The organism is Halalkalibacter sp. APA_J-10(15), from assembly GCF_023017105.1.
Lineage (GTDB): Bacteria > Bacillota > Bacilli > Bacillales > Bacillaceae_D > Halalkalibacter.
Genome location: NZ_JALKEV010000009.1, coordinates 160,664 through 173,914, shown reverse-complemented (window position 1 = coordinate 173,914; position 13,251 = coordinate 160,664). Strand labels below are relative to the sequence as shown.

At 36.8% G+C, this 13,251-nt stretch carries 18 protein-coding genes; 14 read left to right on the top strand and 4 right to left on the bottom strand.

The window, feature by feature from the left end; all coding sequences use genetic code 11:
• Positions 1-148: 148 nt before the first annotated feature.
• Genes MW695_RS12510 through MW695_RS12500 form a run of 3 tightly spaced genes read right to left on the bottom strand, consistent with a single transcriptional unit; the run spans position 149 to position 2,995 of the window.
• Positions 149-1,714, bottom strand: a complete 1,566-nt coding sequence (locus MW695_RS12510; RefSeq protein WP_247105685.1) for an alkaline phosphatase family protein — start codon at positions 1,712-1,714, stop codon at positions 149-151.
• 19 nt (positions 1,715-1,733) lie between these two features.
• Positions 1,734-2,414: a DUF421 domain-containing protein gene (locus tag MW695_RS12505; protein WP_247105684.1), complete on the bottom strand. Its 681-nt coding sequence runs from the start codon at positions 2,412-2,414 to the stop codon at positions 1,734-1,736.
• A gap of 53 nt (positions 2,415-2,467) precedes the next feature.
• The gene (locus tag MW695_RS12500) at positions 2,468-2,995 is read right to left on the bottom strand and encodes a hypothetical protein (protein WP_247105683.1); all 528 of its coding nucleotides are present in this window, start codon (positions 2,993-2,995) and stop codon (positions 2,468-2,470) included.
• Between the two features lie 98 nt (positions 2,996-3,093).
• Here MW695_RS12500 and MW695_RS12495 point away from each other — a divergent pair, with 98 nt between their 5' ends.
• From MW695_RS12495 to MW695_RS12465, 7 genes are all read left to right on the top strand, one after another.
• Positions 3,094-3,297 carry a DUF1657 domain-containing protein gene (locus MW695_RS12495; RefSeq protein WP_035340047.1) on the top strand — a complete coding sequence of 68 codons (204 nt, stop codon included), beginning with the start codon at positions 3,094-3,096 and terminating at the stop codon, positions 3,295-3,297.
• 92 nt (positions 3,298-3,389) lie between these two features.
• Entirely contained in the window at positions 3,390-3,818 is a 429-nt protein-coding gene (locus tag MW695_RS12490) for a hypothetical protein (RefSeq protein WP_247105682.1), read from the top strand.
• Between the two features lie 12 nt (positions 3,819-3,830).
• Positions 3,831-4,310 (top strand): stage V sporulation protein AC, encoded by a 480-nt coding sequence (gene spoVAC, locus MW695_RS12485; RefSeq protein WP_247105681.1) that lies wholly within the window; start codon positions 3,831-3,833, stop codon positions 4,308-4,310.
• Positions 4,311-5,327 (top strand): stage V sporulation protein AD, encoded by a 1,017-nt coding sequence (gene spoVAD, locus MW695_RS12480; RefSeq protein ID WP_247105680.1) that lies wholly within the window; start codon positions 4,311-4,313, stop codon positions 5,325-5,327. It abuts the gene before it with no gap.
• The gene (spoVAE, locus tag MW695_RS12475) at positions 5,324-5,674 is read left to right on the top strand and encodes a stage V sporulation protein AE (RefSeq protein WP_247105679.1); all 351 of its coding nucleotides are present in this window, start codon (positions 5,324-5,326) and stop codon (positions 5,672-5,674) included. Before spoVAD ends, spoVAE begins: the two co-directional genes overlap by 4 nt.
• An 11-nt stretch (positions 5,675-5,685) precedes the next feature.
• Entirely contained in the window at positions 5,686-5,892 is a 207-nt protein-coding gene (locus MW695_RS12470) for a DUF1657 domain-containing protein (protein ID WP_247105678.1), read from the top strand.
• A 24-nt stretch (positions 5,893-5,916) separates the two neighbouring features.
• Positions 5,917-6,774 carry a DUF421 domain-containing protein gene (locus tag MW695_RS12465; protein ID WP_247105677.1) on the top strand — a complete coding sequence of 286 codons (858 nt, stop codon included), beginning with the start codon at positions 5,917-5,919 and terminating at the stop codon, positions 6,772-6,774.
• Positions 6,775-6,779: 5 nt separating this feature from the next.
• On the opposite strand, the gene MW695_RS12460 is transcribed toward MW695_RS12465, so the two are convergent.
• On the bottom strand, positions 6,780-7,484 hold the full coding sequence (locus MW695_RS12460) for a DUF421 domain-containing protein (protein WP_247105676.1): 705 nt from the start codon (positions 7,482-7,484) through the stop codon (positions 6,780-6,782).
• Between the two features lie 45 nt (positions 7,485-7,529).
• Here MW695_RS12460 and MW695_RS12455 point away from each other — a divergent pair, with 45 nt between their 5' ends.
• From MW695_RS12455 to resB, 7 genes are all read left to right on the top strand, one after another.
• Entirely contained in the window at positions 7,530-7,706 is a 177-nt protein-coding gene (locus MW695_RS12455; protein WP_247105675.1) for a hypothetical protein, read from the top strand.
• 143 nt (positions 7,707-7,849) lie between these two features.
• The gene (locus MW695_RS12450) at positions 7,850-8,968 is read left to right on the top strand and encodes a D-alanyl-D-alanine carboxypeptidase family protein (protein ID WP_247105674.1); all 1,119 of its coding nucleotides are present in this window, start codon (positions 7,850-7,852) and stop codon (positions 8,966-8,968) included.
• On the top strand, positions 8,961-9,551 hold the full coding sequence (locus MW695_RS12445; protein WP_247105673.1) for a nucleoside recognition domain-containing protein: 591 nt from the start codon (positions 8,961-8,963) through the stop codon (positions 9,549-9,551). The genes MW695_RS12450 and MW695_RS12445 overlap by 8 nt, the downstream gene beginning before the upstream one ends.
• Before the next feature lie 3 nt (positions 9,552-9,554).
• Positions 9,555-10,088 (top strand): spore maturation protein, encoded by a 534-nt coding sequence (locus MW695_RS12440; RefSeq protein ID WP_247105672.1) that lies wholly within the window; start codon positions 9,555-9,557, stop codon positions 10,086-10,088.
• A 172-nt stretch (positions 10,089-10,260) separates the two neighbouring features.
• Positions 10,261-10,989, top strand: a complete 729-nt coding sequence (locus tag MW695_RS12435; RefSeq protein WP_247105671.1) for a pseudouridine synthase — start codon at positions 10,261-10,263, stop codon at positions 10,987-10,989.
• A gap of 75 nt (positions 10,990-11,064) precedes the next feature.
• Entirely contained in the window at positions 11,065-11,595 is a 531-nt protein-coding gene (resA, locus tag MW695_RS12430) for a thiol-disulfide oxidoreductase ResA (protein ID WP_247105670.1), read from the top strand.
• Between the two features lie 18 nt (positions 11,596-11,613).
• Entirely contained in the window at positions 11,614-13,248 is a 1,635-nt protein-coding gene (gene resB, locus MW695_RS12425) for a cytochrome c biogenesis protein ResB (RefSeq protein WP_247105669.1), read from the top strand.
• The last annotated feature ends 3 nt before the right edge of the window (positions 13,249-13,251 follow it).

Here is a 13,251-nt window from a genome sequence, read left to right as displayed (position 1 = left end):
TTAGAAGGGGCAATGAATACGTTTAAAGTAAACGTATTCAAATCGGCTTTCTCATCACCTTTGTTTCGAGTGGCGATTGCTTTGCAACATTGCGCCTGATTTAAACAACCGTATCAATCCTCTTAAAACACATAACGGTTACGAACATTTAATTAAAAAAAGTGTGGAAATAGTCAAATAAATCGACCATCCTTCGTTTTTCAGGCAGGTTTTCTTTGCTAGAAACAATGATAGACGTTAATGTATCTGTCTTGTGAAGACCACCGTGTTCACCACCACCAACGTGAACGGGTGCAGCTTCCGTTTTCAGCGTGTACCCAGGCTTAGCTGTAACAATTAATGTGTTGTCATGACTTTTTAATGCTGAGTCGAGCTGGTGAAAGATATCCGGATAATCATTATAGTTAATATAATTGTCTTTTACTGAAATATGAGCGATGTTTCTATTCCCATTAAGTGTCCAGTTTTGATCATAGTCATCTTGTAATACTCCGCCTTCTTTAAATCGTAAATAACCTTTGATACCTTGTTTTTGTAAAACGACTTCATCATTTTCTATCCAGGCGATATGATCAATACGATCATCTTGTAATAACAGTTCGCTGACTCGGGAAAATGTAAGTTCTTCATTATTCAAATAAAAATAAGCCATGCGATGGTTGTTCGCTATAATGATGTCCCCACTACTAGGTGATTCAAATAACGAAGCGACTGAATATGGATATACTAATGATTCGAGTTCAATTCCTACAGACTCTTTATTATGAATGAGTTCACTTTGTCCATGATCCCCTAATACGATAAAAGTATTTTTAGTAAGAGCGTCTTCCCAACTTTCATATGCATTTAAAATCGTTTGTACATCATGATCAACTTTAATAAAGTCGTCAATTGCATAAGGTCCATGATGATGAGCAAGCTTATCAAAATCAGGAAAGAATGCCATCAGAAAGTTAGGTTGTTGTCCATCTTTAATGAGCTGAGCAATGACTTCTGCTGAGTAACGGTCATTTAGACCAAGTTGCTCTGTTATTCCATCGGGAACATCACCTTTTATTTCAGGTTGAATAGCTTTACCAAATGCCAAAAGGTCAGGCCCTTTAGTCTCTATCGTTTCCGATTCCAATTGAAGAATGGTTTTAAAAGGAGCAGGCACAGTGAGTGTATGCCTTGTGTCTCCTCGATAGACAAGCATATTAATAGAACCAGTAGTAAGTCCTTTTCTCTTTAAGCTTTCATAAATCGTTGTTGATTTTTTATTTAAATGTTCGTTATTTAATTTACTTAATGTATGATCAATAACATCATTTCGACCTAGCTTCCACATGGATGAGATAGAGTCACCATAACTAATAAGAGAATCTGATGTTGCATCGTACCAATTCAACCCTGGAACTGAATGTTCATCTGGAGAATCGCCTGTAATCAAAGTGCTTTCTATCGTAACTGACATGGAAGGAAACGGTGCAACGAGATCATGAAAGACTGTACCATGATCGATTAAGTATTGTAAAGCTGGTAGTCTGCCTTCTTTAAGTCCCTTTTCTATTACTTTTTCAGTCATTGAGTCAATTAGAATGACGATAACGCTATGACCGTTGTTTTGAGTTGCTTTCTTTTGTTGATGTGTGAGAGAGTGTTGATCTGTCTTCTCATCTTGACACCCGCACAATGAAATAAAGACAATTAATATAAAGAGCGCTAGTTGTTTCATGGTGTTACATACCTCCATTTTAGTATGTTTGAATTTCGAACCCTTCATCCTCTAACCACTCTGCGTAGACGACTTGTTTCGGACCAGCGATCCCTCTTTGAAAAAGCTCCTTCTTTAACCAGGCTCCATCCTTATTTAGCTTGTCCAGACCTTCTTGTATCACTTCACCATCAAGTATTATAAAAACAGGAAATTGTACTGATGTAGGAGGCATATTCAAATCTTGTTGAGTTGGGTAGCTATATTGGGATTTCTTTAATACACTAACGGATCCATTCGTTTCTAATACTCCATATTCGACCTCTCTAATTGAAAAAACTCCTTGTGAACGAAGAAGATGGAGAAGTTGATCGAAATCAAGTTTATTTTTTTTTAACTCTGAAAATTGAATTTTGCCGTTTGCAATAATGAAGGATGGTTTACCCTCAAGTATACTTCTAGAGCCACGGAATTTTTGTGTAATCATCTCAATTGTATAAATAAGTGCTCCCCATAAAAAAACAGCGTAAATAACGTAATGTAGACCAATATCTTTATCATAAATAGCATTTCCCACTAACTCCCCAAGAACTAATGCTGAGATAAAATCGAAAGGTGTTAATTGTGTAATTTGATTTTTGCCAAGAATTTTCGTAAGGACGAGCAAAGCAAAAAAACCAACAAAAAGCTCAACTGTTAGAGAAAGAAAGTTTGTATTCACGTAACTCCTCCTTTTCCCTCGCTTATAATTAGTTTGAACGAGAGAGAAGAGATTTATGTGAGTGAGTTTAGCTTGCTAATCATTTGATCAAAATAGATGACAAGTTTTTGTGAATCGAAGTGAAGCTGTCCGAGTTCCGTATTAAGGTCATTATTCTTACCTTGAAAAATCGTTTTTATTTGCCCTGAATCTGTCAACCAATATTTTTCCACATAAGAACGATAAGACGCCCAATATTGATGAATAATTAAAGCTGCTTCACCAGAAAATAGATGACTAAGCTCAACTTCTGATAAACCATGAGTCATAGGTAATTGCTCAATATATCGAGGGTGTAACTGTTCTTGTTGCTTACCAACAGCTTCTCGTAAGCGATATAGCATAATCAAAACATGAGTACGACTTTCTTCTTGTACGCTTTTTTGTATTTCTGACTGAACTAATGAAATTGGTACTTTTAAATCTGTTATTTCGTTAAGTAATAGCTGAATCTTCTTTTTTACATGCTTATACGTAATAAATATAGTTATAAGGACAATACTTGTGCAAATTAACATAACCGTAATGGGATTGAAGAACATTAGATACGCTCCTTCTAAAAAGTAAAATTTTTCCTCTAATAGTTTGTTGGTTATTTTATCAAAATATAATTGTACTAACGACTAAGGAGGTTATGAAGATGACGGTTGGTTCAAAAATGAAACAAACCATTGCCGGATTAAAAAGTGCTCAAGCGAGCTTAGAAACGTTTGCACTTGAAACGGAAAATCAACAAGCAAAGCAATTGTATCAACAAATGGCCCAAAACACACAAAGTGTTATTGATGGCTTAACACCAAGAATGCAGCAAATCGAACAAGAAGAGCCTCAATACAAAAGTTAGCTTAAAGCAGGAGGTTGCTCTACGTGAGAACCTCCTTTCATTATATAGAAAGATTCTTTGCCATACATAATGAATTGTAAGGAGAGAAGGTTATGAAAAAGATCATATTGATTTTATTAGTATGTTGCTTTTATTTGATAGGATGTGAAATGAATACGAACGAAGAAATAAAATCACTGCAATTAAAGGACGTCATAGTAGAGCAGAACATGGCAAATACAGCGAAAGAAATTGTCTTATCAATGGATGAAGTTATCGAAGTGAAAGGGGTTTCGCAGGGGAATAACGTATATATAACGCCTCATGTAAAACCACTGGACCGTTTTTTTCTAAAGGAAATAAGGAAAAAGTCACATGATGCTATCAAAAAGAGATATCCAGATGCGACTGTACATGTTTCAACAGATGAGAAAATCTTTATTGAGGTTGGAAAGCTCGAACAGCAATTGAAGCAACGTTCAATTAGTGAAGAACGATTGTCAAAACGCTTAAAAGAATTAGATGAAATGATGAAAGGATAGGAGGGTAGTAAAATGTCTCAAAATAAGAAGAAAAATATCTCGCCAAAACAAGATCAATATCAACAGCTAGCACAGAAACATGAGAAAAAAAGACCTGTTATAAAAAACTGTATAAAAGCTTTTTTAGTCGGGGGCTTTATTTGTGTGATCGGGCAATGTATTCAAATGTTTTATTATACTTTTTTTGACTTCACGCAACGCTCTGCAAGCGACCCGACTATTGCCACTCTCATACTACTTGCTGTATTGTTTACCGGCTTTGGTGTATATGATCGATTTGCTCAATTTGCCGGCGCAGGGACGGCTGTTCCTGTAACCGGTTTTGCTAACTCGGTTGCCTCAGCTGCCATTGAACATCGAACAGAAGGTTATGTGCTTGGAGTAGGAGGTAATATATTCAAGCTAGCTGGCTCAGTCATTGTATTTGGAACTGTTGCCGCGTTCGTTATTGCATTAATTAAAACCGTTTTCATCCAATGGGGAGGACTGTAAATGCTACAAGGACATCAATCTTGGTCATTTGAACAGAAACCTGTCATTATATCAACCGCAACAGTAGGTGGGCCATTTGAAGCAAATGGAGCAATAGCAGATGATTTTGATATTCTTCATAGTGATTTATGGCTAGGACAGGAATCGTATGAAAAAGCACAAAAAGTTTTATTAGAAGAATCAATTGTTCGCTCCTTGGAAAAGGCTTCTTTGCAGAAAGAAGATGTTCAATTTATGATCACTGGTGATTTAATTAATCAAATGACGCCATCGAGCTTTGCGAGTCGAACATTGACTATCCCTTATGTTGGATTGTTTGGCGCATGTTCAACATCGATGGAGGGGCTTGCACTAGGTGCGCTTCTAGTTAATTCAAAAAGTGCAAACCGGATAGTGACAGCCGCTTCAAGTCATAACGCTGCTACAGAAAAGCAGTTCCGTTATCCAACAGAATATGGTGGGCAGAAGCCTCCTACGGCGCAATGGACGGTGACAGCATCTGGAGCAGCGGTCGTCGCCCATTCAGGTGAAGGACCTGTCGTAACGTCAGCAACGATGGGGAAAGTCGTTGACATGGGACTATCAGATCCTTTTAATATGGGGGCTGCAATGGCCCCAGCAGCTGCGGATACTATTGCTGCTCACTTTCGAGATTTGAATTTACCAGACGATTATTATGATCTCATTGTCACTGGTGATTTAGGGGAAATTGGCTTACCCATTGCGAAGGAACTGTTAAGTGAAAAGCAATTATTTATCAAGGATGATACGTTTCAAGATTGTGGTCTCATGATTTATCGGGAGGGACAACCGATTTTAGCAGGAGCAAGTGGGCCAGGTTGTTCGGCAGCAGTCGTCTATGGTCATCTACTAAAAACTATGCGCGAAGGTCAGGTAAAACGATTATTAGTTGTTGCTACAGGAGCCTTGTTATCACCTTTATCTTACCAACAAAATGAAACGATACCGTGTATTGCTCATGCCGTTTCAATAGAAGTAGGAGGTGGAGGTGAATGACCTTTTTATTTGCGTTTATTGTCGGTGGTCTCATATGTGTCATTGGTCAGCTTTTAATGGATATAGGTAAATTAACACCTGCTCATACAATGAGTGCGCTAGTTGTAAGCGGTGCGATATTGGATGGTCTCGGATTATATGAGCCTTTAATTGATTTCGCAGGGGCAGGTGCAACTGTACCTATTACAAGCTTCGGTAATTCGCTAGTCCATGGTGCAATGGCTGAAGCAGAACGTAGTGGGATAATCGGTGTGTTGACCGGGATTTTTGAAGTCACAAGTGCAGGTATTTCAGCGGCCATTATATTTGGCTTTTTAGCATCATTGGTCTTTAAATCGAAAGGGTAGGTGATTACGTAATGACGGTAGCTTCAAAAGTAGAAAGCGCGTTAGTATCGTTAAAAGCCATTGAAGCAAGCTTACTTTCTCTTTCATTAAAAACGAAGGAGCAGGAAGCGAGCGAGGCATTCAGACAAGCAGCTCTCAAGACAAGGTCAGTTGTAGATGAAGTTCAAAAAAGAAAACAAGAAATTGAATTTCAAGAACCGCAATATGAACCACAATAAGTATAAGTTTAAGGATGTGATGAAATGCCAGGATGGTTAGAAGTTATACTACGAAGTGCGATCGGTTTTATTATCGTAATAACAATAGGGAGGTTGTTTGTACGAAAACCGATCGGTGAAGCTTCAATAATTGAATTTAGTTTCATTTTAATCATTTCACTCATCGTAGCTATGGGTTCGTTTCATCTGTCAATTCCATTTGGTTGGGCTCTCATTTCATTAGTCGTCTGGTGTGTAGGGATGATTAGTATTTCTTATCTAAGTGAAGTGAGTAAGAAAGTTCGAACGCTGTTCTATGGGAAAGGAGTTCCCATTGTTAAAGATGGAAAGATTCTTGAAGATAATATGAAGAAGCAACACATAAATACAGATGAGTTATTACGCAAATTACGATCGAAAAATGTATTTCAATTTACAGATGTAGAATTTGCGGTTCTTGAAGGGAATGGTGAATTAAATGTTCTGTTGAAAAAAGATACTCAACCTTTAACCGCAAAAATATTAAATCAAAACGTTCCGGCTATTAAAGAGCCCGAGACAGTCATAATGGATGGAGAAATTTTAGATGAACCATTAGCGACAAGGGGATTAAGTAGAGAATGGCTACAAACGGAACTAGAGAAAATGAATGCATTAGTTGAGAATGTCGTTTTAGCTCAAATCGATGAATATGGTCAATTAACCATTGATTTATTTGATGATCAGCTGACAGTTCCCAAGCCAACAGAGCTTCCATTGCTTGAAGCAAGTATAAAACAGGTTCAAGCTGATTTGGAATTGTTTTCACTGGATACAGAACAGCCTCAAGTAAAAAAACAGTATCGATGGTGTGCAGAACAAATGCATGCTGTATATCAAATGGTTTCACCTTATACGAAATAATATCTTTACACATAAGGGTTAAGAGGTTGTTTCGTTGTGTAGGATAATTGGGTGTCCCCTGAACGTGTCATTGTGCAAAGAAAAATATCTTCAATACGATGAATCCCTTTATCAATAAGCTGTTGGCGAAGGGATTCTTCTGTTGTATTTAAGTGAGTAATCACTTCTTTCATAAAACGTCCATCTACAATAACGGGATAAGCAATTGTGTCTATTGGATTAGCTAGATTGAATTCTTCTCTAGTAGGAGTCACTTTATTTGCTTTTTTTTGCACACTAAGCGAACCGTTTGCTTCGATAATGGCTGAATAAACGTCCTCAATATTAAAAATATCCTTTCCACGCAATAGCTGTAAAATGTTATCAACTGAATATTGAACATTTTCTAGATTTGCTTTAATTAATTTTCCATCACGAATGACTTCAATTGGATGAAATGTAATCCACTTAGCAAATGATTTCCTTTTAATTAATAAGGTTGAAACAACTTTTTGAAAAAGAGCAATGACAACAATTGCAAAAGCTGTGTAAGTATGCTGAATGCTCGGATCAGCAATATCAGCTCCTGTAACTGAAGCAAGTGTCATCATAATAAGAAAATCAAATACGGGCATTTGACCAATCGCACGCCTTCCCATATACAATGTCAGCATTAAAAGAAGTGGTAAAATCGTCATGATTCTTCCGAATATTTGAAACAACTCTTCCATCGTTCAACCCCCCATTTTTATATTTTCTCTATAATAAGTAAAATTATGAGCTTGAATATAATAGAAGTGTTTATTTTGAATCAGGATCAGAATTTATCAGTATATCCTATTATAAAAAGATTGAATGAAAAGATGTTTAAAAGGTTAGTTAAAGAGGATGTAGACGGATTCTCGGATGGCGTGGCACCATGCGTTACAACGATTTGGGCACGACGCAATTAAGAAAAAATCGCTACCGCAGTTTTTATTATCATATTTTTGTCACCATTGCATAGAATGGGCTAATAAGAGAATGACAGGACAAGTTTAGTTGAATCCTATTAGTCAAGGATGGGGATGGAGAGATGGGAAGAAGAATTATATGTATGAGCATTGCTATAATCATGATTTTTTCTGCACAATCACAAATTACACAGGCAAACAATCGCCATGTTTCTGCTCAAGCTGCTATATTAATGGAACAAGAATCAGGAAGAGTGTTATATGAAAAGAATGCTCATGATCAACTAAGAATTGCTAGTATAACCAAGATTATGACAGCTTTATTAGCCATTGAGTCAGGAAAAATGAACGAAATGGTTAAAGTGAGTAATCGTGCTGAGGGAACAGAAGGATCTTCGATTTATTTAAGAGCTGGAGAAGAAATGGCACTTGAAGATTTAGTATATGGATTAATGTTAAGAAGTGGTAATGATGCAGCGATAGCTATTGCTGAGCATGTCGGTGGCAGCTTAGAGGGATTTGTCTATTTAATGAATGAGAAAGCAAAGCAAATTGGTATGTACAATACGCTGTTTCAAAACCCTCATGGTTTAGATGATCATGAAGACCACTTTTCCACTGCCTATGATATGGCTCTTTTGACACAATATGCGATGCAATTTGAACAATATCGAACGATTGCTTCTACCAAAAGTCATCGAGTTGACGGTGAACAAATACGCGTTTGGAAAAATAAAAATCGTTTATTAACAGAGCTGTATCCTCATTCAACTGGAGGAAAAACAGGATTTACAAAACGCGCTAAAAGAACTCTTGTTTCAACAGCTGAAAAAAGTGAAAACAAATATATCGTTGTGACGTTAAATGCTCCAAGTGATTGGCATGACCATATGAACTTATTTGAATGGGTGTTTGATCAATATGAAACAGAAATGATTATTGAAAAGGGAATGATTAAAGGTATCGATCATCCTTTTTATAAAGATCGTATATATGTTTCTCATCCTTTTCTTTATCCATTAAATGAATCAGAAAAAGAATCGTTAGAAATTTCACTCACTCTTGATGAACCTCCGAAAAAAAGTGGACAGGAACAGCGATTTGATCAACAAAAAGTAGGTCATTATGATGTACTTGTCTACAATGACTTGATCGGTAGAGTTCCGATTATTTACGAAGCTCCAATTGAACAAGAAAAAGGCTTTTGGACGAATTTTAAAAATGTTTTTTCTTCTTATATTGGAGTGAAACCGTATGATTAATAAAATATGGATGTCAATGCTAGTCATTGGCGTAGTTTTTGCAGCTTTTAACGGTAGAATGTCTGAAGTGAATGAAGCCATTTTTTCAGGTGCTAAGGATGCTGTTACGATTTGTATTGGTCTCATTAGTATTCTTGTTTTTTGGTTAGGGCTCATGAGAATAGCAGAGGTTGCTGGTATGCTTCGAGGCTTGTCACGTTTAATGGAGCCATTTGTTCGTAAAATTTTTCCTGAAGTGCCTAAAGGCCATCCAGCAATGGGATACATTTTATCAAATATGTCTGCTAACCTTTTTGGTTTAGGCAATGCCGCTACTCCAATGGGAATTAAAGCGATGCAACAATTAAAGGAGCTAAATGGTAATAAAGATTCAGCAAGTCGATCCATGATTACCTTGTTAGCGATTAATACAGCTAGCATAACCTTAATTCCAACAACTGTTATATCCATTCGTATGAGTTATGATTCTGTAGCTCCAACAGAAATTGTCGGTACCACGTTAATAGCTACGATATGTTCAACATTAGGTGCCATTCTTATCGATCGATTTTTTTACTATCGTCGCTTAAGAAAGGGGCGCTGAGTCATGAATTGGATTACAGTTATTTCCATTTGGTTTATACCCATTTTAATTGCATTTGTGCTCATGTACGGAACATATAAACAGGTTCCAACTTACGAGACTTTTGTAGAAGGAGCTAAAGAAGGTTTCGGAATGGCTATTTCAATAATTCCATATTTGGTCGGAATGTTAGTAGCTATTTCTGTTTTTCGTGCGTCTGGGGCAATGGATTTTATAATTGAGCTTCTAAAGCCGATGCTACAAGCTCTAGGAATTCCATCAGAGATTGTCCCTCTTGCACTGATTAGACCTATTTCTGGAACAGGTGCTTTAGGAATGACGTCTGATTTAATCGCGACGTATGGTCCTGATTCGTTTATCGGTCGCCTTGCATCGACGATGCAAGGGAGTACGGATACAACGTTTTATGTTTTAACCGTTTATTTTGGAGCCGTTGGAATTCGAAAAATGGGAGATGCTTTAAAAGTAGGTCTTTTAGCTGATTTAGTAGGTATTATAGCTGCTATAATTGTTGTAAGTTATGTGTTTGGAAGGTAGAATAGAGCTATTAGCTGATTACTTTTTGGTTATGATGAAACTAAGGTAATCAGTTTTTTTGTTTTGAGAATTTTTACGAAATTATCATACGTACACTGTTCACAATATTGCAATGTTTGATTTGCTTGAGAAATTAAAGTGGTACGAGTATGATGTTAAATGAGGTGAACATATGGAACGTCTACAAAAAGTCATTGCACAAGCAGGAATTACGTCAAGAAGAAAAGCTGAACAGTTAATTATTGAAGGAAAAGTAAGAGTAAATGGGAAAGTAGTTCGAGAGCTAGGTGTAAAAGTGATACCTAATAAAGATGAGATAGAAGTGAATGGTGTACCCATTGATCGTGAAGAACCTGTCTACTTTTTACTTTATAAGCCTAGTGGTGTGATTTCAAGTGTGAGTGACGATAAAGGTCGAAAAGTCGTAACCGACTTTATCGAAATTGAGCAACGAGTTTTTCCGATTGGTCGACTTGATTATGATACCTCGGGAATTATTTTACTAACGAATGATGGAGAATTTGCAAATCTTTTAATGCACCCGAAATATAATGTAAATAAGGTGTATGTTGCGAAGGTAAAAGGAATCCCGAGTAAAGAGGGGCTAAGGAAGCTTCAAAATGGAATTGTGTTAGAGGATGGGAAAACAGCACCTGCGAAGGTGAAAATGACCTCACTTGATAAGAGAAAGCAAACAGCTATTATTCGAATAACGATTCATGAAGGGCGTAATCGCCAAGTAAGAAGAATGCTTGAAGCAATTGGGCACCCTGTCATGAAGTTAAAAAGAGAAGAATACAGCTTTTTGAATTTAAAAGGATTAAACCCAGGTGAAGGACGAGCTTTAAAGCCAATCGAAGTGAAGCATTTAAGAGAAATAGCTGTCACGAAACCGTCATAAAACGCCTTATCACCGCTTTAAGGAAGACGTTATAATAACATAGTGTTAAGTGTTTTTTGAGAGGAGGACGAGTGAATGAAGCAAAAACGTTTAGTGATGCGAACGAGCGTTTTAGTATTGATCGGAGCAGCCCTTGCTTATACGTTTTATTCTCAATTTTTTATGGATCAAAGTTTAGCGAAAGTAGGAGAAGAGTCGATTAATTTTGCATTAACCGACCTCAATGGCGAACGAATTGAATTAAGTGAATATGAAGGGAAAGGTGTATTTCTTAATTTTTGGGGTACATTCTGTCCTCCATGTGAAAAAGAAATGCCGATTATGGAAGAGTTATACGATGAGTATAAGGAAAAAGGTGTTGAAATTATTGCCGTTAATGTAAACGAACCAGAACTGACGGTTGAGCGTTTCGCTAGTCGGTATAATTTGACGTTTCCGATTGTAATCGATAAGGGTCGTTCTGTGACAAATGCATATGGCGTCCATCCTTTACCAACTACAATTTTAATAAATGAACATGGCACTGTCGAACATGTTTTTGAAGGTGGTATGACAGAAAGCATGGTACGAGATTTTATGGAACGGATAATACCAGAAGATCAGTAAAGTATTGAGGTGTGGGGAATGAGTCAAATCAAGTGTGAATGCGGACATTTAAATCAAGAGGGGACACAAGTTTGTGAGGCTTGTGGGAATCCAATTGGTGAATACAACGAATCAACTAAGCTCCTAGATATGAAATATGAAGGAGTGGCTCGTCGCTCGCAAACATATACGACTACAATGATAGATAAAGTTTGGATGTTTTTTTCTTCTGTTAAAGTCGGGATATGGATCATTGTTATTACATTAATAGCGTCCTCATTAGGAACGATTTACCCACAAGAAATGTATATACCAGGTGGTGTAAGTCCTACAGAGCATTATGAAGCCGAGTACGGCTTTACAGGGAAGCTCTATTATGAGCTAGGGTTGCACAACCTATATGGAACATGGTGGTACATGCTTCTAGTAGCAGCGCTAGGAGTATCAATTTTAATTGCGAGTATTGATCGTTTTTTTCCATTATATCGTGCATTGAAAAATCAACGTGTCTCAAAACATCGTAATTTCTTAAAACGTCAACGCCTTTACGGCTATACAGAAGTGAACCATGTTGATGAAAAGCTACAGACAATAAACAAAAAATTAAAGCAAAAGAAATATAAAATTCGAGAAGAAAACGGAAATGTACTTGCGGAAAAAAATCGTTTTGCTAGATGGGGACCATATGTCAATCATATTGGGTTAATTATCTTCTTAATTGGTTGCATGCTACGTTATTTTCCTGGAATGTATGTTGATGATCATATGTGGATTCGAGAAGGGGAAACAGCTGAAGTCCCGCATACAGATGGTCAGTTTCATGTCGAAAATGAACAATTTATTATTGAAGTTTACGACGAAGAAAATGAGTTGTACCGAGAGGCATTAAATCGAGCTGAAGGTGCAATAGCTAGTAACTATCAAACAAATGCTGTGTTATATGAACGACAAGATACGGGAATCATTGGAGATAATGCTGAATTAGTTGAGATAGAACGCTATCCAATTCGAGTAAACGAACCATTAACATTTAGTGGCTTTTCTCTTTATCAAATGGATTATAAGCTTAATGAACTTAGCTCAATGAGTTTCACACTTGAAAATAAGGAAACTGGCGAACAATTTGGTCAATTGGATGTTGACCTCTCAAGCCCTCAAGCAGTATATGATTTGGGAGAAGGGTATTATGTTGAAATCCGTGAATATTTTCAAGATTTTTATTTAAATAATAATGTTCCATCAACACGATCAAATGTTCCAAACAATCCTGTGTTTATTTTCGATATGTATACACCTGATACTCCTGAAGGAGAAGTAAGCTTTGTTGGAATTCAAACAAACCTTGAGCCTTTAGGTGAAAATGAATATAAGATGTCATTTGTCGATTTGGAAACGAATCATGTAACAGCTCTCGTTTTGAGAAAGGACTATACATTTCCGTTATTAATCATTGGTGGAGTTATTTTTATGATTGGTCTCATTCAAGGCTCCTATTGGGCACATCGTAGAATCTGGTTTCAACAAATCGATAACGAATTCATTATCGCTGGTCATACGAATAAAAATTATTTATCTTTACGCAAAGATATTGACGAAATATTAGAAGGAACAACGATTCCTTCTCCTGTCGATCAGTTGGAAAATGAAGAAGAGGAAAAAGAGATAACAAATTAGTTG